At 39.4% G+C, this 21733-nt stretch carries 19 protein-coding genes; 10 read left to right on the plus strand and 9 right to left on the minus strand.

Going from position 1 to position 21733, the window contains the following annotated elements; all coding sequences use genetic code 11:
* The first annotated feature begins 115 nt into the window (after positions 1 to 115).
* Positions 116 to 1048, plus strand: coding sequence for an ABC transporter ATP-binding protein (locus FDK13_RS00375; RefSeq protein WP_220417309.1), 933 nt, complete (start codon positions 116 to 118; stop codon positions 1046 to 1048).
* Positions 1045 to 1797, plus strand: a complete 753-nt coding sequence (locus tag FDK13_RS00380) for an ABC transporter permease (RefSeq protein WP_137337997.1) — start codon at positions 1045 to 1047, stop codon at positions 1795 to 1797. The genes FDK13_RS00375 and FDK13_RS00380 overlap by 4 nt, the downstream gene beginning before the upstream one ends.
* A gap of 94 nt (positions 1798 to 1891) precedes the next feature.
* On the opposite strand, the gene FDK13_RS00385 is transcribed toward FDK13_RS00380, so the two are convergent.
* The 7 genes from FDK13_RS00385 to FDK13_RS00415 form a co-directional block, all read right to left on the minus strand.
* Complete coding sequence (locus tag FDK13_RS00385; protein WP_137337998.1) at positions 1892 to 2356, minus strand: RES family NAD+ phosphorylase; 465 nt, start codon at positions 2354 to 2356, stop codon at positions 1892 to 1894.
* A gap of 12 nt (positions 2357 to 2368) precedes the next feature.
* The gene (locus FDK13_RS00390; RefSeq protein WP_137337999.1) at positions 2369 to 2797 is read right to left on the minus strand and encodes an Xre family toxin-antitoxin system antitoxin; all 429 of its coding nucleotides are present in this window, start codon (positions 2795 to 2797) and stop codon (positions 2369 to 2371) included.
* A 111-nt stretch (positions 2798 to 2908) separates the two neighbouring features.
* On the minus strand, positions 2909 to 5761 hold the full coding sequence (gene uvrA, locus FDK13_RS00395) for an excinuclease ABC subunit UvrA (protein ID WP_137338000.1): 2853 nt from the start codon (positions 5759 to 5761) through the stop codon (positions 2909 to 2911).
* Between the two features lie 169 nt (positions 5762 to 5930).
* On the minus strand, positions 5931 to 7463 hold the full coding sequence (locus tag FDK13_RS00400; RefSeq protein WP_137338001.1) for an ArnT family glycosyltransferase: 1533 nt from the start codon (positions 7461 to 7463) through the stop codon (positions 5931 to 5933).
* A gap of 45 nt (positions 7464 to 7508) precedes the next feature.
* The gene (locus FDK13_RS00405) at positions 7509 to 8165 is read right to left on the minus strand and encodes a phosphatase PAP2 family protein (protein ID WP_137338002.1); all 657 of its coding nucleotides are present in this window, start codon (positions 8163 to 8165) and stop codon (positions 7509 to 7511) included.
* A 9-nt stretch (positions 8166 to 8174) separates the two neighbouring features.
* Complete coding sequence (locus FDK13_RS00410) at positions 8175 to 8969, minus strand: cysteine hydrolase family protein (RefSeq protein ID WP_137338003.1); 795 nt, start codon at positions 8967 to 8969, stop codon at positions 8175 to 8177.
* A 77-nt stretch (positions 8970 to 9046) separates the two neighbouring features.
* Positions 9047 to 9595 carry a hypothetical protein gene (locus FDK13_RS00415; RefSeq protein WP_137338004.1) on the minus strand — a complete coding sequence of 183 codons (549 nt, stop codon included), beginning with the start codon at positions 9593 to 9595 and terminating at the stop codon, positions 9047 to 9049.
* A 352-nt stretch (positions 9596 to 9947) separates the two neighbouring features.
* Between FDK13_RS00415 and FDK13_RS00420 the strand changes: the two genes are divergently transcribed.
* From FDK13_RS00420 to FDK13_RS00430, 3 genes are all read left to right on the plus strand, one after another.
* Positions 9948 to 10925, plus strand: coding sequence for a glycosyltransferase family 2 protein (locus FDK13_RS00420; RefSeq protein WP_137338005.1), 978 nt, complete (start codon positions 9948 to 9950; stop codon positions 10923 to 10925).
* 15 nt (positions 10926 to 10940) lie between these two features.
* Positions 10941 to 11696: a DUF5672 family protein gene (locus FDK13_RS00425; RefSeq protein WP_229215850.1), complete on the plus strand. Its 756-nt coding sequence runs from the start codon at positions 10941 to 10943 to the stop codon at positions 11694 to 11696.
* Positions 11697 to 11787: 91 nt separating this feature from the next.
* Positions 11788 to 13017: an OmpA family protein gene (locus tag FDK13_RS00430; RefSeq protein WP_137338006.1), complete on the plus strand. Its 1230-nt coding sequence runs from the start codon at positions 11788 to 11790 to the stop codon at positions 13015 to 13017.
* A gap of 67 nt (positions 13018 to 13084) precedes the next feature.
* Here FDK13_RS00430 and tpiA read toward each other — a convergent pair whose 3' ends face one another.
* Positions 13085 to 13846, minus strand: coding sequence for a triose-phosphate isomerase (tpiA, locus tag FDK13_RS00435; protein WP_137338007.1), 762 nt, complete (start codon positions 13844 to 13846; stop codon positions 13085 to 13087).
* Positions 13847 to 14128: 282 nt separating this feature from the next.
* Here tpiA and FDK13_RS00440 point away from each other — a divergent pair, with 282 nt between their 5' ends.
* From FDK13_RS00440 to FDK13_RS00460, 5 genes are all read left to right on the plus strand, one after another.
* On the plus strand, positions 14129 to 15400 hold the full coding sequence (locus FDK13_RS00440; RefSeq protein ID WP_170982684.1) for an aspartyl protease family protein: 1272 nt from the start codon (positions 14129 to 14131) through the stop codon (positions 15398 to 15400).
* Between the two features lie 36 nt (positions 15401 to 15436).
* On the plus strand, positions 15437 to 16093 hold the full coding sequence (gene mnmC2, locus FDK13_RS00445; RefSeq protein WP_137338008.1) for a tRNA (5-methylaminomethyl-2-thiouridine)(34)-methyltransferase MnmC2: 657 nt from the start codon (positions 15437 to 15439) through the stop codon (positions 16091 to 16093).
* Positions 16094 to 16185: 92 nt separating this feature from the next.
* On the plus strand, positions 16186 to 16770 hold the full coding sequence (lpcA, locus tag FDK13_RS00450; protein WP_137338009.1) for a D-sedoheptulose 7-phosphate isomerase: 585 nt from the start codon (positions 16186 to 16188) through the stop codon (positions 16768 to 16770).
* A gap of 47 nt (positions 16771 to 16817) precedes the next feature.
* Positions 16818 to 17258, plus strand: a complete 441-nt coding sequence (locus FDK13_RS00455; protein ID WP_137338010.1) for an NUDIX domain-containing protein — start codon at positions 16818 to 16820, stop codon at positions 17256 to 17258.
* Between the two features lie 217 nt (positions 17259 to 17475).
* The gene (locus FDK13_RS00460) at positions 17476 to 21222 is read left to right on the plus strand and encodes a DEAD/DEAH box helicase (protein WP_229215851.1); all 3747 of its coding nucleotides are present in this window, start codon (positions 17476 to 17478) and stop codon (positions 21220 to 21222) included.
* A gap of 50 nt (positions 21223 to 21272) precedes the next feature.
* Here the strand turns inward: FDK13_RS00460 and FDK13_RS00465 are convergent, their stop codons facing one another.
* Complete coding sequence (locus FDK13_RS00465; protein WP_137338012.1) at positions 21273 to 21656, minus strand: RidA family protein; 384 nt, start codon at positions 21654 to 21656, stop codon at positions 21273 to 21275.
* Positions 21657 to 21733: the final 77 nt, after the last annotated feature.

Here is a 21733-nt window from a genome sequence, read left to right on the forward strand (position 1 = left end):
GAATCCTTTAAGCACTACAAATACTGTTTAAGGCACAATAATATCGCATTATGTCCGGTTTAGTTTTACCAGAGGTGAAAAGTACCAAATATTGCATCATCACTTAAATACTGATATGCAAAACACGGAGGAACTTATTATTGAAACCAGCCATGTGTCCTTTGGCTTTTCAAAAGGCCAAAACGCCCTAAATGATGTAAACCTTCAAATTCCCAAAGGTGCCATTTACGGTTTCTTAGGGCCAAATGGAGCTGGCAAAACGACAACCATAAGGATACTCTTAAATCTTTTGAAACCGAGTAATGGCTATGTTAACCTATTCGGCAAACGGGTCACAGGTACATCCAATAATTTATTTTCACGAATTGGATCACTCATTGAGACACCCTCTTTATATGAGCACCTGACAGGTCTGGACAATCTACTGATAACCGCGAACATCAGAAATATCCCCAAAAGTAGAGTAACCGAGGTACTGGAAATTGTGGGACTGAGCTCTTATGGCGGCATGCACGTCAAAAAATATTCACTTGGTATGAAGCAACGGTTAGGATTGGCTATTGCACTGCTTCCATCACCGGACCTGCTAATCCTTGATGAGCCAACCAATGGCCTGGACCCGACTGGCATTATCGAAATAAGAGAATTGCTACTTTTACTTTGCAAAGAGCGTGGTGTTACAATTTTGATATCAAGCCATCTGCTTGCAGAAATAGAGAAACTGGTTTCTCATGTTGGAATTCTGAACCAGGGTAAAATGCTTTTTCAAGGTTCATTTAAGAATTTGCAGCAAATCAGAGAGGAAAAGTCAATTATTGAAATTGATACGGATCAAAATGACCGGGCGATTAATCTGTTGCTTGAAAACAACCATCCTGTAAGTCAGGGGAAGGAATTTTTAGAAGTCAAATTCCTGAATATCTGTCAGCTGTCAGCAATTACTAGTTTATTAGTAATTGCAGGTCTGGCCATATACAGGATGCAGCTGATTGAAAGTAGTCTGGAACAAACCTTCTTATCAATTATAAATAAAACCGGACAGCCATGAAATTATTTTATACCGAGTTGATTAAGCTCAAAAATACATTCGCTTTTTGGCTGACAATTATGGGAGCATTATTTATGCCACTCTTATTGCTCTCTGCCTATCTTCTTAGCACAAAGGAATTTGTGCCTGCTCCGGGAGTAAATCCGTGGTACGAATACCTATTAAGAACTTTCAACGGAAGTTGTCTTTTTTCTACCGGCTTTATATCATTAATCATCGGACTTATTCTGAATGTCGAGCACAAGGCCCATAGCTGGAAACATCTTTTTACGTTACCAGTATCAAGAGGGAAAGTCTACCTTGTCAAACTCACTTTCATTTTTGCAACAATCATCACATTTATAGTTCTGTATTTCGTTTTCGCTGTTTCCATTGGTCAATTTTTAGGGACAGGAAAACCTGAATTGAAATTCTCTGAGTTTGATATCCCCAATGTATATATGTTTAAATTCCTTCTCGACTTTTTTGTTTCGATAATTCCTATGGTCGTCATTCAGTATTGGATATCTCTGCGCATAGAAAATCTTGTCACTTCGCTTGGACTGGGGCTATTGGGATTATTAGTGGGGTTGCTGTTCAAAAATTGGCCTCATATTGTCTATTTTCCGTATGCAATGCCATTTCAGATGTGGAATTATCAGCTCAGCAAGAGCTTTGTCTCTCAGAATTTTTTTTGGATTAATATAGCATACACGTTGTTGTTTCTTGCCTTAAGTTACCATGACTTTACAAGAAGATTTCGTGGTTGATACCAAAACTAAATTCGTTTTTTGATTTTCGGCACTCATTATCCGATTTGAAACAAATAATAATCTATTTATTTGAACAGAAAAACATCTTTAACTAATCCTGGCGCCACAGACGTCTGTCGATTGGAATTTTTTCCTGAATAACTAATCGAACCTCTGAAAATAAAGAGTGTTTTGGATGAAGCAGAATATTATGAGAAAAAGGAACAATCACAGAAGGTAATGCAATAGCAAGAAAGTCAGGGTTTTGGAGCCAGTCTTTCAACCAATATTGTGTTCTTTCGTAATTTTTATCCTGCCAAAACGGAGGCATTTCGTCCCGGTTATAGTATTTAATACTATCGGGAATTTTAATAGAAGAAAGCCAGTAAACAGGTAATTCTTCATAACGTACACCGGGAGCATGTGCAAGTGTTTCAACCAGACCTAATTCAGGCGTGGAAGTAGTATATAAAATTCCAGTTCCTTTTGGATTCCACCGGGCGCCGAATAAACGGCTACCTTCGGCAGACAAGGATTGATCAACAAACTTTTCCCTTACAATTCTATATACGATCATAAGAAGCCGGGATCAGGCAGGAAGACCATAATCCAGGCGCCCAAGTACATCGTCTACTAGTGAAAAGCCAGTAACTGTGTCCATCATTTGCAGCGGTGTCTGGTCATTAAGTTCACTAATGGGCGTTCTTAACCAATTTCTGATAATGGCTTCTTTGCCTTCAAAAGTATCCAAAGCATGGATCAGAATATTTTTTAAAAGTAAGAGCCTTTCAGAAGCATCCGTTCCCAAACGTTTGTCAGGAGCAATCCGATGCAGATTTCGGGGTGTCATACCAAGCAAATAAGCCATCTCATTATCGGTAAGTTTCACCATTTGAGATACCGTATCAACCACAGAACGCAAAACGCCTTCCCTTGAAGTTCTTATTACTGAAAAATCAGAAACCGGAGTTGCGCTGTAATGAACTGCTCTATCGGCAAATGCTTTATATTTTTCCATACCTTAAAAATAAAAAGTGGAATTGTGTCATAAATCTATGTGACTTATTTCGCAATTCCAATCTTTATTCCAATTTCAACTAAAATATATAAAACAATAACAAGCTGATTGTTACAGTTTTTCTTTCAAAAAGTCAGCCGTGTAGTTTCCTTCGAGTTTTGCCATTTCTTCCGGTGTTCCCGCAAAAGTCAGATATCCGCCGCCTTCACCGCCTTCAGGGCCGAGGTCTAAAACCCAGTCTGCACATTTGATCACTTCCATATTGTGCTCAATGATAATCACGCTATCTCCCTGATCCACCAAAGCGTTAATAGCTTTCAACAATTTTTTGATATCATGAAAGTGAAGTCCGGTTGTTGGCTCATCAAAAATGAATAACATTTTTCCTTTATGTCCAGAACCTTTTCCCAGGAAGGAAGCCAGTTTCACACGTTGTGCTTCTCCACCTGAAAGCGTATTGGACGATTGTCCCAGACCTACATAGCCCAATCCAACTTCCTGCAAAGGCATTAATTTATCCGCCAGCTTCGGTTCCGATTCTCTGAAAAACGCAATTGCTTCATCAACCGTCAGATCCAGAATGTCAGAAACATTTTTGCCGTTATACTGTACTTCCTGAATTTCCTGTTTGAAACGTTTTCCGTTACAACCTTCGCAAGTCAGATAAATATCAGCCATAAACTGCATTTCCACCTTCACCTGCCCTTCACCCTGACAAATCTCACAACGTCCGCCATCGACATTGAACGAAAAATGCGAAGGTTTATAACTCCGCGCTTTTGATATCGGCAAATCCGACATCATTTGGCGGATGTAATCATAAGCTTTGATATAAGTTACGGGATTTGACCGCGATGATTTTCCGATAGGATTCTGGTCAATCATTTCAATCGCTTCAACCCGATCCAGACTTCCGCTAAGGTCATTGAATTTACCAACTTCTTCACTGAATTCACCTTTGAGACGCATCAAAGCCGGATACAATATTTTTCGAATCAATGTCGATTTTCCGGAACCACTGACGCCGGTAACGACGGTCAGATTATTCAAAGGAATTTTTACATCAACATCTTTAAGATTATTTTCTCTCGCTCCTTTTATTTCAAGGAAGTGCAAGGATTTTCTTCTGACCGGTGGAACAGGAATCGAATCATGGCCCAATAAGAAATCAAGTGTATGTGATTTCAAACTGTTTTCTTCACCGCTCAATTTCAGTTCACGGATTTCATCCCAGTTTCCCTGGAAAACCAGATTTCCTCCCCCTGTACCCGCTTCCGGACCAATATCAATGATCTGGTCAGCAGCGTGCATTACCTCTTCCTCGTGTTCAACAACGATAACGGTATTTCCCAAATCACGAAGCGATTCCAAAACACCAACCAGCCGCTGCGTATCTCTCGGGTGAAGACCGATACTTGGCTCATCCAGAATATACATCGAACCAACCAGCGCACTTCCGAGCGAAGTAGCCAGTTTGATACGTTGAAATTCACCGCCAGACAAAGAATTCGTTAACCTGTTCAAAGTCAGATAACCCAAACCAACCCGGTTCATATAATCCAGACGTGTTTCAATTTCTGTCAGAATCCTTTTTGCAATGCTTCTGTCGTGCTCATTAATATCGACTGATTTGAAAAATTCAATCACATCATTAATCGGCATCAAAACCAGATCGGTAATAGAAACGCCACCCACCTTTACATAGGAAGCATCTTTTCTCAAACGCGATCCACGGCAATCCGGACAAGTTGTGCGTCCGCGAAAGCGGGAAAGCATCACCCGATACTGAATTTTATGTGTTTGAGATTCCAGTTCAGCAACGAAACTGCTTATTCCCGAAAAATATTCATTTCCTGTCCAGAGCAATTCTTTTTGAGCCGGCGTTAATTCTTTATAAGGTCTGTGAATTGGAAAATCAAATTTGGCACCATTACGTACCAAAGGCACCAGCCACTCGCTCATCTTCTCGGTACGCCATGGCGCAATAGCACCATCGTATACAGAAAGATTTTTATCAGGAATAACCAGTTCAGGATCAATACCCAATACTCGTCCAAAACCTTCGCAGCGTTTACAAGCGCCAAAAGGATTATTAAAACTGAAAAGATTTACCGTCGGTTCTTCAAAAATGATCCCGTCCAGTTCAAATTTATCAGAGAATGTTTTTTGTTCACCGTTTACAACCTGCACGTAACAAATTCCTTCTCCTTCAAAAAAAGCAGTTTGGACAGAATCTGAAAGACGATATTGTGTGTCTTCATCGTCCTTATGAACAGTGGCGCGGTCAATTAAAATATAAATTTCCTTTCCTTCCAATGGAAAATCTTCCGGTTTTTCCAGAATTTCTTCGATGTAAGCTACATCGGTATCAATCATGATCCGGTTGTAACCTTTGGAAAGAAGGATTGTTAACTCTTCATAAATGGATCTTCCGTCACGGATCAATAATGTTGTCAAAATTAAAACACGGGCACCTTCATCATGATTTAAAATGTAATTGACAACATCAGTAACAGAATCTTTCCTGACCAATTGTCCTGAAACCGGCGAATAAGTATGACCGATCCGGGCAAAAAGTAATTTCAGATAATCGTAAATTTCAGTAGAGGTTCCAACGGTTGAGCGTGGATTACGGGTATTTACTTTTTGTTCAATAGCGATGGCTGGCGAAATTCCTTTGATATATTCAACCTCCGGTTTTTCCATACGCCCCAAAAACTGGCGGGCATAGCTGCTCAGACTTTCCACATACATCCGCTGGCCTTCTGCAAAAAGTGTATCAAAAGCCAAAGAAGATTTTCCCGAGCCCGAAAGTCCGGTAATGACTACCAATTTGTTTCTCGGAATGGCGACGTCAACACTTTTCAAATTATTAACACGCGCACCTTTAATCAGAATGTATTTTCTTGGATCTAGTTCATCGAATTGAGAAGCGTCAATCCGGGTCACAGGTAATTGCATCATATATAGAAAATCAGGTCGATTTGCGCGGGAATTTTTGGTAATCCCCGATCATTAATTAACCCAAAAATCGCCGAATTAGTTTGCCTTTCCTAATCGGAAATGATAGTCGTTAAATGATTAAAGAAAATTGTGAAGAATTATTTGCGAAATACATTTTGAGCGTATATTTCTATTTTATACCAATTCTCGCTAAAACGATTCCGTATTTTTCATAAAAAATGGTATCAACAGGAAGTTCTTTCAAACGCGGTTTTCTTCCAAAAACAATTTCCCCGGCTTTTGGATCACGCTCTTCTGCGTAAAGTCCGGAATAAAAGTGGAAACTCGGGTTATAGTGATTGAATATTACTATGTTTTTAAATCCATTTTCTCTGGCAATCAGTGCAGCTTCTTTTACCGGTTGCTGTAATAACGCGCCAAGCCGAGGCATCCATAAAATATTGATTGTAAAAAGCATAATCAATCCAACAACACCCATTCTGATTTGCAGGCCCCAATCTTTTTTTACCCAAACAATAATCAGAATTGTGATGAGCAAAAGCATTGTGATCGCATAGAAAATATCAAATTCAGAAGAGACTCCTTTTAAAATCTCAACGGTATATCCGTCATCAATTTTTGGAATAATACCTTGAATTAAAAAAGGAATTATTGCTAATAAACTCAATAAAATAAACGAAGGCCAGACAATCGGTAACCGTTTATTATTGGCTGTATACCATCCACCCAAAATACACAGCGGCGAATAGCCATAAATGATGTAATGATGCAGTTTAGTACCCGAAAGTGAAAAGAGAATAAAAACAAAAGCAAACCAGATTAGTAAATAAGAGAAAAATGGATCTGCCCAGATAATCCGGATTTTGGAAAATGATTTTAAAACAACCGCAGTAAAAGGCAGTAAACCCAATAATAAAACCGGAACAAAATATAAAATTCCACCGTAATGTCCTTCAAAAGCCGTTTGAAAGCGGTTTACGTTATGATTTAGAAAAAAGCCACTAATAAATTTTTCTCCGGTTTGCAGATATTCCAAAATGTACCACGGCGCAGCAATAAATAAAAAGATAAGTAGCCCTGGAATATTAAATAATCGGAGAAAAGGTTTTCCTGTTTTGTTTTTCAACAAATAAATTAAAAAAACGGCTCCTGGAATTAAGATAGCAATAGGGCCTTTGGCAAGAAAACCGATGCCCGTAAATGCAAAAAAAGCCCAAATATATTTTTTGTGATTTTGATTTAACATTTCAAACAGACAAAACATAGCGCCGGTTAACGCCATATTTAATAACCCGTCTGCCAAAGCTGCTTTTCCTACGATTGTTATTTGTAAAGACGAGGCTGCGATCAGCGTTGCGAAAAAGGCTATTTTTTCTCCCAGTTTTCTTTTGGTAAAAAGGTAGATCAATAACATCCAGACCACAGATGACAGACAGGAGGGAAGGCGCATAGCAAATTCATTCCAGCCAAAAACCTGCGCGCTTCCATATTGAAGCCAGTTGGTAAGCGGCGGTTTATCGAAACGTTGTTCCTGATTTACAAAAGATGAAATGAAATCGCCTCTGACAGCCATTTCACGAGTACCTTCTGCAAAAAAACCTTCGTCTTCATCAAATAATGGTGCGTTGCCAATACCCCACAAAAAGCTAAAAAAAATAAAAAAGGCTAGAAATATTTTACGTGTATTTTCCGGATTTGGCATTAATTATTACTGCTAATATTTAGTTTGATCAATGTAATCTCCTGATTATAAATATTTTATTAAACCGCCCCCAAGCTTGGGATTAGACTGTGACTGCCAGAATTGATTCAGGTAATAATATACGATTACAGAAAATGAAATCCCAAGAAATGAGCCAAGGAAAACGTCGCCCAGGAAATGTGCTAATAAATACATACGGGAATAGGCTACAAGAAGTGGGGGCAAAAGAAGCAAAACTTTTAGTACGGGAGATTTAGATTCCAAAGCCAGAATTGTAAAAAGTGCAAAAGCAGCGGTAGTATGTCCGGATGGAAAGCTATTGAAATAATATAAATCGACTCCATCCACTTTATGTAGTTGAGGCAGTAACGCTGACAAAACTTTCGGTGGACGATAAATTTCAGTAAAAACCATTCGTTTCAAAAATTGAACGAAAATGCTTGTTATAGCATAGCTGAGGACGATTTTGAGACCAAGCCGGTAAGAATATAACGTTGCCAAAAGTCCGGCGATTAATACAAAAGCACCATCTCCAACAAAAGTCATCCATTTGAAAAAGACATCAGCAAAGGGGGACCAGTAATGATTTACATGAAGAATAATAAAATTCTGCGTAAACAGCAGCTGCAAAAGCCCCAGCCCCGCCCAGATGATTATAAAAGGTAAAAAATAAAATCTGTGGCGGAAAAGGAAGAGTTTCATACGTTATTATTAAATCTGTATTTCTTTGGAAGTAATAAACTGAACGCCTTTTTCTTTGGCTTCTTCAAAAATCGGATCAGCCAAATATCCGAAATTTGTTACATCTGAAACACAATCAGTCAGTAATATAACTTTTGAAATAAGCTCAGGCGCATATTGTAAAATTTGTTTCACGCTCGTGGCTACGCAATGTGAACGCGCCTCTCCGGCAATTAAAACCTGGTCAAAAGCTTCAAGTTCGGACAGGAATTTTTGATCAAGCTGTGTTTCCGGTGCGCCTTCAATAGGAACCTGAGCACGAAATACACCAAAATGTTCCGTTAACGGATTTGTTCCTTTGATAACCGCTTTGTAATCAGTGCCGGTGCGATGCGTCCAGGAAAGTAAGGCGTGCAAAATAGTATCATCCAAAGCTGCACCGCGTGAGCCGATCAGGCAATGTTCAGGCCAGATGAAATGTTTAAATTCACCTTCACTTTCAAGTTTTTCCAGATATTCCAAAACATATTCCGGACTAAAACGCGGACGCCATTTTCCTGCTTTCACAGCCGCCGCGGTTATCAATGTAAAAGGTGCGACGGTATTTCCATTCGGATCTTCCCAAAATAACGGATGTGCAATATCTAAAACCCGATGTGTATCAAGCGTCACAAAAATTTCGTCAATTTCTGCTCCATGCGTTGCAATAAGCTGTGCAATTCTTTCGACATCCTTTTCAGCCCCAGGTACATACAAGGTTCCTTTTGGATTGCAAAAGTCAAACTGAGCATCAATAATAAGCAGCGCTGTGGATTTGTTTTTCATTACAAATTACAATTCAGATGTGAAGAAATAGAGAAAATTAAATAAGTCTGTTAAGCCAGGATTAACTTAAAATGATATTATTCCCAGACCTCCGGAAGTTCCAGTTGCCTGGCGTACATTTTGGATGCTAGCTGATGTACCTGGCTGAGCATCTGATTGACGTCCCGTTTATAATCTACATGATAATCGTCATCCAGTTTATTAAATCCGTTTAACGTAGTTTGTGCTTTTTTTGCAATGTAGAGCGCTACTTTATCCGTTCTGGAACTATATCCCCGAAGTTTATCCGCATATTTTTCCAGAAAAGTATTGAGTAGAAATAAATTCAGCTCCGATCCACCAACTTTATCTTTGGTAACTTTTACATGATAGCTGATATCACCGCTCAGATTCCGCATGTCCATTAAAATCCACCCTGGCGAATCCTGAATAATTTTGGAAATTCTCGTGATGCGGGCCATTATCGCCTCCCGTCTTTCAGGAATTGTAGCCGAATCTTCAATCAGTTCAAAAAACAATTTATCAGTCAGTGTGCTGTCTTTGGTAATTAGTCTCAGTAAAAGTTTATCTTTCTCTTTTTGAGGCATTTGTATGATAGCTTTTTTTAATTGATCCTGTATTGGCATAACCTTTACGTTTTATTTTTAATTTGATGTGGTCCGAAATTGTAATATTGGTTTATCATTTCCCCGATATTTAGTAGCTGGTAATAATGCACTTTTATCAAAGGTTCTGATTTAAGAGGATATTCTACAAAAATTCAAACTTCTGATCAGCTTTCATAATCGAGGTTATATTGTTATTTCTTTATGTCATATTCTTTTTATTATTATAATTCAACTGAATATGCAACTTTGGAATATGTGATGACCCGAAATAAAGATACGTTCACTAGGTAGAAAGTGAAATTATATGGAAAAGACATAATAGGCTCTTAACTTGCACCGTTTTTGTAATGTAAACGGATTTATACACTATATGATTTCAGTGGCCATGTGCACTTACAACGGGGCAAAGTATTTGCCTGAGCAGTTGAAGAGCATTGCCAATCAGATAATCCCCGTTGATGAACTGGTTGTGTGTGATGATGGATCGAACGACGATACCATCGAGGTTTTAAAAACCTTTTCAGAGAATTCTTCTTTCCCGATTTTTATTCATAAAAATGAAAGTAACCTGGGGTCTACAAAAAACTTTGAAAAGTGTCTTTCACTTTGCAGAGGAGATATTATTTTTCTTTCCGACCAGGATGATGCATGGAGAGCGGATAAAGTAGAAAAACAAATAGCATATTTTAATGATCATCCCCAAACTGACGCCATTTTTTCAGACGCGATGATGATGGATGATGATTCAAAACCAACGGGACGCACCATTTGGGAAGAAATTGAATTTAACGATGAGGCTCAGGCAAAATGGGCCAGTGGAGAAGCGCACGAAATTCTTTTTAAAGGTTTCGTGGTGACAGGCGCAACGCTGGCTATAAGGAAAAAAGCACTTGAAAGGCTGATGCCTTTTCCAACACATGTACCCGATCTTATCCACGATGCCTATATCGCCATGGTGTTGGGCCTGGAAGAGAAAATAGCTTTCATCAATGATACTTTGATTTCTTACCGGATTCATGCCAGTCAACAAGTTGGGTTTGGATCGAAGGTGGAATATGTGCGTTTTAAAGATCGTTTTTCGCGTGATAGAAATGAAAAACTTATTCCGTTAAAGGAAAAGGCGGATAAATTGTACAAGCTGTATTTATTGTTAATGGAAATTCCATTTATTCCCAAGGAGAAGCTTCGGAGTTTACGAATGTCCCAAAAGCATTTTTATAAACGATCAACTTTGCCGGATAATCGGTTTTTGCGTCTTGCGCCGGTTGTGACGGATGTTGTTCAGGGCAAATATGTTTTCAGCAGTAAAGATTGGTGGTTGCCAGCCTTTGGTGATATTTTTGAATAATTAATTTCGGAGACGGTGAAAATTAAAGATCAGGATTCGACGGTTGCCGTAGTCATTCCGATATACAAGTCTGCATTGAATGCTTTGGAAAAAATTTCGCTCAGGCAATGTATGAAAGTTTTAGGCCGCCATCCTGTCAGGATTGTTAAGCCCGAAAGTCTCAATCTTCAAAACCTGAAAGAAGAATTTACGGCCATCGAATTTATTTCTTTTGACGATTCTTTTTTCAAAGGGATTGATTCTTATAACCGGCTGATGATTTCAGCTGATTTTTATAAAGCATTTTTGGCGTATGAATTTATCCTGATCCATCAGCTCGACGCCTATGTTTTCAGAGATGAACTTATGGATTGGTGTAAAAAGGGATTTGATTATATAGGAGCGCCATCGCTGCATCGTGAAGAATTTGACAAATTACCCCCAGGATCAGAAAATATTTTTGCGACCGCAATTTCCAGTAACCGTTTTGTTTTAAATGGCGGTCTGTCTCTGCGCCGGGTTCCGGCATTTTTGCGTTATCTGAAAATCTACAATCTGTTTTATCCCAAATGGATTGGAAATGAAGACATGCTTTTTTCTCAGGAAGCAACGCGGCTGCTACCTATGAAAATGTTTCTTAAACTGCCGACGTGGCAAGAAGCGCTCCGTTTCTCATTTGAAAAAAGTCCGGCCGCTACTTATGAAATTACAGGTCACCAACTGCCATTTGCCTGTCACGCCTGGGAGCGTTATGATCCCGAATTCTGGAATTCTTTTATTTCAATGAAATAAAACGAAAATTTGTTTAACAATTTTTAACAAACTATCGGCGCCTCTCCGGCGTTTTGAAGTTAATTTCGTAAAAAATTAACAACGATAAATTATGAACTATAAATCGCTTTTGCCCTTTACTTGTGCTATTGTGCTTTCATTTACTGCTACTTACGGGCAAATAACTGAAAACCCGAGAGTAGAGGAACAATCAGCGGAATATGTAAAAATCAAGCGTGTAGAAATCACGGATCAGTATACCATTATTTACATGCAATTTGTTGAGAGGGAAGCGCCGGGAATGAAGGAACTGGAGCCTTTGTTGAGAAAAATGCCCGGACAACAATTTCAGATGCCATCGACTACTACAATTGGTCTGGATCCCGAAACGCGCCTTTACAAGCCGGGAGAAATCAATGTAAAATTCAAACTGATCAAGGCAAAAGATATTCCTACCGAAATGAGAAAGCAGGTTAAGCCGGGAGATATAGTGGATTTCGTAGCGTATTTTGAAAGACTTACGCCCGGTATTGAGGTTTTTGATTTTTACGAAGGTCGGGCTACCAAAAATCAGAAGACATGGAATTTCTATGGTATCCATATAAAAAACCCGTTGAAGAAAAGCGGAAAAACAACCTCGAAAGTCGTTCCGAAAACGGAAAAACCAGTTCAGCCGCCAGTTGAAGAGAAGAAGGAAGAAAAAATCGAAGCTAAACCAGTTGCACCGGAAGAGGAATTGGTGATGATAAAAGGAACGGTTTATGATTCAAAAACCAAAAATCCGATTCCTGCGCAAATCAGCTATTTGGAAAAAGGTGATTCTCTTCAATATAAATCTTCATCGGGAAATTATCGTATTGGTATAAATCCGAATGATAAATACGATTTCAAAGTATTTGCAAAGGGTTATTACGGAAGTAATTTTAGTTTGAATGCTGCGGATTCAGCTGTGAAAGGATCTTTTGTAAAAGATTTTTATTTGATTCCGTTGGCTGTTGGAGAAACAATATCACTTCCGAATATTTATTTTGAAACATCAAAATATACTTTACTCACAGAATCATTTGCCGAACTGAATCGTCTGGCTGATATGATGAAGGAAAATCCTAAAATCAAAATCCGGGTAGAAGGACATACTGATAATGTTGGTGATTTTGATAAAAACCTGGAACTGTCGACCAGCCGGGCTTTGTCTGTAAAAACGTATCTGATTAATAAAGGGATTGACGAACAACGTATTGAAGCAAAGGGATTTGGAGCAACAAAACCTTTGGCAAAAAATGGTTCGGAAATAGAAAAAAGAAAAAACCGCCGCGTTGAATTTATGATTACGCAGATTTGATAGGGATATATAAAAAAACGGTGGCAAGAAATAACTCCTGCCACCGTTTTTTTTATGTTGAAAAGTATTATCTCGCTTTGATAATATTGGTAAACTCACGGGATTTAAGAGAAGCACCTCCAACAAGGCCTCCGTCGATATCCGGAGAAGCAAAAAGCTCATCAGCACTTGCAGCAGTAACACTTCCGCCGTACAAAATAGAGATTTCTTCGGCCGTTTCAGTGCCGTATTTGGTTGCGATGTGCGCACGTAAAGCTGCATGCATTTCCTGTGCCTGTTCTGCGCTTGCAGTAAGCCCGGTACCAATGGCCCAGATTGGCTCGTAAGCGATAACAACAGAAAGTAACTGCTCAGCGGAAAGATGGAAAAGACTTTCCGTGATCTGATTTTTTACAAACCCGATATAATCTTCATTTTGTCTCTGATCAAGAGATTCCCCACAACAGAAAATCGGTGAAATGCCGTATTCCAAAGCGATATTAACCTTGGCTGCAAGTAATTCATTGGATTCATTAAAATACTGGCGGCGTTCGCTATGGCCAACAAGCACATACTCAATGCCAATCGATTGAAGCATAGCAGCTGAAATTTCACCTGTGAATGCACCAGAAACTTTATCAGAGCAATTTTGCGCAGCTAATGCAAAATTCGGAGATTCCTCAATATATTTTTTTAGGGTAGTCAGATAAATGGCAGGAGGGCAAAGAATCACTTTTACATCTCCTTTTACTTCATCATTAGCCATGTTAACAAGTTCTGAGGTTAAGGCAACAGCCTCATCTGCAAGCTTGTTCATTTTCCAATTACCGGCAACTATTTTTTTTCGCATAATTATTTTATTGTGTTAAATCTTCATTTTGCGCTACAAAAATACCATATTTTCCACATTAACCGTATTCTATTTGCCTTTTAAAATATATTCAGATTAATGAGGAAATATAAAGAATTAGTTGTGTTTATTATAGAAATTAGAATTAATTTTACTTAAGAAACTGATTTTGTTAAAATGAACACTTACTCTATCTTTATAAGGTGTAAATCATTCTAAATGAGACCGTTTAATTGATGAAAATATAAATACTAACAAAAGTTTAAAAGAAAGGAGGCCAAGATGAAAACGTTTATCTGGTTATGTCTATTCAGCATGGTTGTTATTGCAAAACCGGCCGTAGCAGCATCTGCTGATGGAGTTGAACTTGCTGATGCTGAGAAATACGGTTATTTTCTTGAAAAAAATCATAAAACTGCGCGTATCCCTTTTGAGTTGCACTCAAACCTGATTTTGGTTTATGTCAAAGTCAACGACGTGGATTCTTTACGTTTTATACTGGACACCGGTGTAAGCTCGATTATCATTACAGATCCCCTAATATTAAAGCCTGACAAACTTCGGTTGACACGTACCGTAAACCTTGCAGGCGCCGGGGAAGGGAAAGCTATTGCTGCCCATGTAGCGATTGACAACCGGTTTTCGATGGGGCGTTTAAAGGCTAACCATCAGAATATTGTCGTAATTGAAAAGGATTTTTTACGTCTTTCTGAATATGTCGGAGTACCTGTTCATGGTATTTTCGGCTATGATGTGTTCAACAACTTTGTTGTGACTATCGATTTTTCCAAGAGAGAACTTATCCTGGTTCAAAACGGAAAATATAAATATAAAGCCAGCAAAGGCGATAAACACGAGATAACCATTGAAGATGCGAAACCATTTACCAATGCGGTAACATTGTTCGCTGACGGTCGTGAAAAACCTATTCGAGTATTAATTGATACCGGCGCAGGCCATGCTTTGCTTTTGAACAATACACCTCATGAAACTTACCGGCTGCCGGAAAAAGTAATCCGCGCACAATTAGGCAGAGGATTAAATGGTGTGATCAATGGAAATCTTGGCCGTGTAGACAGGATGCGTTTGGGCAAATTTGAACTGGACAATATCGTAGCGTCTTTCCCGGATAGCCTTGGATTTAGTTCAAAAATGGGTAAAGGCGTTGAGCGTCAGGGCAATATTGGATGTGAGTTGCTGAGAAGATTCAAGGTTACTATGAATTATCATGAAGGTTATATGGTTTTGAAACCCGTAAGAAGTATGATGCGGGAAAAATTTGAACACGATATGAGCGGCATGGAAATCCGGGCAGATGCCAGTAATTTACATGCTTATTTTGTCAACCATGTGCAGGAATCTTCACCAGCATTTAGTGCAGGATTACTGGAAGGTGACCAGCTTCTTTTCATTGATAATCACGCTGCTGCTGAACTCAATGTAAGTGAGATTTATAAACTGATGCAAAGAGGTGACGGAAGAAATATTGACTTGCTAGTAAAACGTAACGGCGCCATTTTCTTCACCAAAATTACACTCAGAAGAATGATTTGAGTATTTTTAGACTCTAAACTAAATAGTAGTCTTGATTTGGAACGCCTAAGATTAACAGAAGACGGATCGCATTCTTTATATAATTCCCAATACAATCAGCATTATCATTCTGTGTCTGGAGCTCTCAAAGAGTCCAGACACATTTATATGAACCTGGGCCTGATTCCTGTGCTGGAATCGGATCAGGAAACTATCCGTGTTTTTGAAATGGGTTTTGGAACGGGTTTAAACGCCTATCTTACCTGGCAAGCCGCAGATCAGTATAAAAAGAAAATTCTCTACACAGGCGTGGAAGCTTTTCCGGTTTCTCAAGAAGAGGCCTCACATTTAAATTACGAGTCAGTCATTTCTCAACCAGGATTTATGCAGCTTCATGAATCGTCCTGGTTCACAAATCATTCTTTTTCAGAATATTTTCAATTTAGAAAAGAGCAGCTGACTTTAGAGGATTTTAGCCCGGAAAACCTTTTCGATGTGATTTACTATGACGCCTTCGATCCCAAAGCACAGCCGGAATTGTGGACCGAAGAAATATTGAAAAAAATAGCGGCCCAAACCAGATCAGGCGGCGTATTAGTTACATATTCTTCCAAAGGAATTGTAAAACGGGCACTGGCCGCGGCTGGTTTCAAAGTTGAAAAACATAAAGGTCCGGGGAAAAAGTGGCACGTTCTTCGGGCAATTAAGCAATGATCTATGTCTGGTCTGGTTTAACAATGCTTTGCCGGGCGTAGCGTTAATGGGTACATTTGTTGAATTATTAAAAGTGTTAGTTTAAAACCAGTATGGCATATCAGGATATCATCAGTCAGGAATTACGGGAAGCACAAACCGTTCTCGATACATTTTTAAGTGATCCGGTTCAAATAGAAAAAATTGAAAAAGCAGCGTCTTTGATGGCGGATGCAATTTTAAATAATCATAAAATAATTTCCTGTGGAAACGGCGGCTCGCATTGCGACGCGATGCATTTTGCCGAAGAATTAACGGGCCGTTATCGTGATAATCGCCGCGCATTGCCTGCAATCGCTATTTCGGATGTTAGCCATATCAGTTGTGTAAGCAATGATTTTGGTTTTGAATATGTCTTTTCAAGATTTATTGAAGGTTTGGGCCAGGAAGGTGATGTACTTTTAGGGCTTAGCACAAGCGGAAATTCAGCAAATATTATTCGCGCAGTAGAAGCGGCAAAAGCAAAAGGAATGAAAGTGGTGATCATGTCCGGAAAAGATGGCGGAAAACTGGCCGGACTTGCAGATGTAGAAATCCGTGTTCCGCATTTCGGTTACGCCGACAGGATTCAGGAAATACACATCAAGGTGATACACATTTTCATGCTTCTGATTGAAAAAATGGTGATTGAAGGATAATTTTTAGTAATATGCTTGCGGGTTTATATTAACATTATTCAGGTTTCATGAAAGTACGTCCGGCAGTTGTCATTGTTAAGGAAGATACTGTTTTGACCATGCGCTATGTGTATGGAGAAAAAGAAGTTTATGCGCTTCCCGGAGGTAATCCTGATCCCGATGAATGCCTGCCCGAAGCACTTCGCAGGGAATTAATGGAGGAACTCGGAGTCACCGTCGAAATCGGGGAAATGGCGCTTTGCGGTGAAGTTTTGTGGGGTGAAATGAAAAAAGAAACGCTTCATATGGTTTTCAATGCCAAAATTACAGATGGAAATCCTGCGTTAAATCCTGTTGAAACAACTGCTTTGGAAATGGTCTGGCTGCCTTTTACAGAACTTGACCAAAAGCTGATGTACCCAAATGTGGGAAAAGATATCGTTCAATATCTTAATGGCAATTTGAAGTCTTCCTATGTTGGTGTAATTGACCAACCGTATGTCAAGTAAATAAAAATAAAATTTTTAGAAATCGTCTATTCCGCCGTTATCGGTGAAATTAGAAATAAATTATAGTGATAAGTTGCATTTTTAGAGGCTTTTTAATGCTATTTCCATTATACTTTTATTTCAGGCTTCACAAAAACAGAAACAAACCGTACTTTTGCGGTTTAACGAGTTTCAAGGATAAATGGACAACGAGAGGAAGGAGCGATTATCACAGTTTTTGAAAAGAAACTCTGAGGGCCAAACATTATCACAAGGACGCTCAATTTTCAGCAGTGGAGGTTACAGCATTGTGAAATTGGATTACAATGGAGGAGGCTACGCCGAGTTCAAAGTGAAAAGTGATTACTCGGTCCGGGATTATGTTATCAAAATCCAGGATTTTCTTACCCCGAATATAATTACTTCCTGTACATGTACACATGATTTTGGCGGCCTGTGTAAGCACAGGATTGCTATGACGCTGTATGTGCTGGATAAAATGCCTGCTTATGTGAAGCCAACGGAGCATAACATGGCAGATACAATGGTGGTACTTCCATCTCTAAAGGATGTATATCTGGAAGATTTTGTACAGCGTGAAAACTGGAATAACCGTAATCAGCCTGTCAAAGTAGATATTTTGGCGACGCGTGATGGCTTTGCTGAATGCAAAGTAAATCTTCGGGATAACGAATTCTCAGTTCAATTCACAAAAATCCCCAATTCCAATCAGATACAAACGTGTTGTTCCTGTGACCAAATACTTTATGTTCCTTTATGTGAACATAAACTGGCGGCGCTTTTAAAACTGCGTGATCAGTTTGGCGAACGTGCGTTTGATATGATGCGTGACTGGACGGAAGATAAAACTGCGCTTTTGGCTGAATATGGCTATACGCTGGAAGATAATCTGGAAGGAAAATTTGATTTCAAAATTGACCAGAACGGTACTTTACAATTAATCAGACAAGATAAAGGAATACAAAAAGTTGGTGTTTTCCAGAACTGGCAAATGCTTCGGAATAAAGTAATTCCTGATTTGCAGCCAGTTTATCAGGTAAATGACTCGGATTCGCATTCTGGAGACGAAAGACTTTCATTATATGTTTTCTGGCCAAGAGGTTTTGATAGTTTGCTTGATGTAGGTTTTGGAATTTTTTCTGCAAAGAGCAGTTCCAAAACACAAAAATATACCCACATCAGAAGTATTGCAGGCGGATCGGGAACGGCTTACTTGCCAGAAGAAATTCCGGTTTTAACGGCCAGTGATTCACGTCTGGTTCGTATTGCACGTCATTTTAGTCCGGAAGGGCTTCAAAAATATATGAAGAGCCAGGGGCAGGCGGGTTCGCATTTGAGCGACGAATCTTCTGATTATCAAAATGAAGCGCGCAAATGGGTAGGCAGACAAATCGTCCGGATTTTTAAGGATCTTACCGGTGAGCGTTTATTCATTACAGAAAGCGATTATGTAACAAACCAGAATCAGCTTCAGGAAATAAAAATTCATCCAACGCCAGCTAAATTATTTTTTGTATTAACGGAGGATCAGGAATTTATCAGTCTCAACCCTTATGTTGAAATTGAAAAAGGCCGGCCGATCGATTTGCAGCAGGTTGCTTCTTCTTTTGACAGTTTTTGGTTAGGTATTTATAAAGAAGATATATTATTCCGCTGGGCCAGTATTAATGATGCCGAAATGGTTGATTACCTGCGCCAGAACGGTTTCAAAATCCGGGTAAGAAAGGATCACGCTGAAACTTTCATGAAGGATTGGGTCATGCCGGTTACGGAACATTTCGAGGTAGTTTTTCAAACGCGCCACGCGTTGGAAACGAGTGCGATGAAATATGAAAAAGGTAGGGTATATCTGAAAGAAGACGACGCCAATTTGCTCATCGTTCCGACTTATGTTTATGAAGGTGATGCGGAATCGGAAGAAACAGAACTGATTCACGATAACCAGCGTACCAAAGCAAGATTTGAAGATAACCACATTCATTTACTTGAACGGGATATCGTTGCTGAAAAAGCGCATTGGGAATGGGTAAAATCCCTGCATCCGGATTTCGCTCAGCAACCCGATCAACCGTTTTTCTTCATTCCTTTTGACGAAGTGATGAAAGATGGCTGGTTATTCCACTTCGTTGATACGGTTGAGGAAAAAGAAATTCAGCTTTTAGGTTTTAAAGACCTGAAAAAAATGCGCATTAACCCGAACAGGGGAAAAGTGCAAATCCGGGCTTCTTCCGGAATCGATTGGTTTGATATGCAAATCGAGATCAGTTTCGGAGATCAACAAGTGACTTTGGCAGACGCCAAAAAAGCGTTGTTGAAAAAACAGAATTATGTGGAGCTGAAAGATGGTTCGATGGGAATTTTGCCGGAAGAATGGATTCAGAAACTTGAACCGTTATTGAAATTTGGCAGAGTGGATGGTGACGAAGTGCATTTGTCGAAATTCCATTTTTCGCTGATTGAAGAATTGGCTTCGCAGATCGATAACGAGGAAGTTTTACAGGAGCTTTGGGAGAAAAAACAAAAACTCCTGAATTTTAAAGAAATTCCAAGTGTGCCGCTTCCTGAAAACATCAACGCGACGCTGAGACAATATCAGGAAGAAGGATATAAATGGCTGAATTTCCTGGAAGAATTTGGCTGGGGCGGATGTTTGGCGGATGATATGGGTTTGGGGAAAACCCTTCAAATGCTGACGTTCCTGCAACACCAGAAGAACAAAAATCCAAAGGCTACGAATTTAGTCGTAGTTCCTACTACATTGATTTTTAACTGGCAGGCGGAATCTGCCAAGTTTACACCAGAGTTGAATTTGTATGTTCACCGTGGTATGGATAGGCGGAAAGATCTTGAAATTTTCCATGATTATGATATTGTTTTAACAACGTACGGCACCATGAGAAGTGATGTCGAATTGTTGAAAAAAATCCAGTTCAACTATATTGTTTTAGACGAATCTCAGGCAATCAAAAATCCTGATTCACTGACAGCAAAAGCATCCAGATTGCTCAGATCGAACAATCGTCTGGCCATGACAGGTACGCCGGTTGAGAATAATACATTTGATTTATATTCTCAATTTGAGTTTCTGAATCCTGGATTATTAGGTCATGCTGATTTTTTCCGTGCCGAATATGCAACGCCGATTGATAAGTTTCAGGACAAAGTGAAGGCCGAAGAATTACGCCGTTTGGTATATCCCTTTATGCTGAAACGTACCAAGGAAGAGGTTGCAACCGACTTGCCTGATAAAACCGAAACCATACTGTATTGTGAGATGGGCAAGAAGCAACGGAAGGTCTACGAAACAATTCGTGAGAAGTATAGATTGCAGATTGCAGAGAAACTGGCAACCGATGGCTTGAACAAAAGTAACTTCCTGATTTTTGAAGCGCTTCTGAAACTTCGCCAGATCTGTGATTCGCCGGTATTACTTTCGGATGATGTAGATTATGGAAATGAATCTGCGAAGCTGGAAGAAATTGTAAGGGAAATTGAGGAAAATGCTTCGAATCACAAGATTCTGATATTTAGCCAATTCCTGGGAATGCTTGACCTTATCCGTCAGCATTTGGAAAAGGTAAATATTCCTTATGAATATCTGGATGGACAAACCGTTGATCGTGCGGGCCGTGTAAACCGTTTCCAGAATGATCAGAATTGCCGTGTGTTTTTAATGAGTTTGAAAGCGGGTGGAGTAGGACTTAACCTGACCGAAGCGGATTATGTTTATCTGATGGATCCATGGTGGAACCCGGCAGTTGAACGTCAGGCAATTGACAGAACGCACCGGATCGGTCAAACGCGTAAAGTGTTTGCTTATAAAATGATCTGTAAGGATACGATTGAAGAGAAAATTTTACTGCTGCAAGAACGCAAGCAGGAACTGGCTGAAGATTTGGTGGGCGGCGAAGCCGGATTTATCAAAAAACTGAGTCAGGACGACATAATGGCATTATTTAGTTAAAAAAGAAGGGTCTACGATTTAATTCGTAGACCCTTCTTTTTAATTGTTTTTTATTCAACAACAGCAGTAAATTCGATTTCAACAAGATAGTCTGGTGAGACTAATTTGCTGATCTCATAAATTCCGGTTGTTGGTTTTATCTCTCCAAAATAGGCGCCATGCGCTCTGGCGATATCGTCAAATTTTGTGATATCCGTTGTAAAGATTCTTGTGCGTACAACGTCTTTTAGCGAAACGCCAGCTTCTTCAAGCACTTTTGAAATTCTTTCAATGATGTTGTTGGTTTGTGCATAAGCATCATCAGCTTTTACAATTTCTCCGTCAACAATAGCAACAGTTCCAGAAACTTCTACAATGTTTCCAATGCGTACAGCACGGCAATAACCCATTTTATCTTCCCACGGAGATCCTGTGAGAATGTTTTGTCTTGGCATGGTAAGGAATTTTAAATTTTTGTGGTGTAAATATATCGGTTGGAATTTAAACCAGAGCGATGTGAAAACAATTATCG

The sequence above is a fragment of the Dyadobacter frigoris genome (assembly GCF_005280585.1).
Lineage (GTDB): Bacteria > Bacteroidota > Bacteroidia > Cytophagales > Spirosomataceae > Dyadobacter > Dyadobacter frigoris.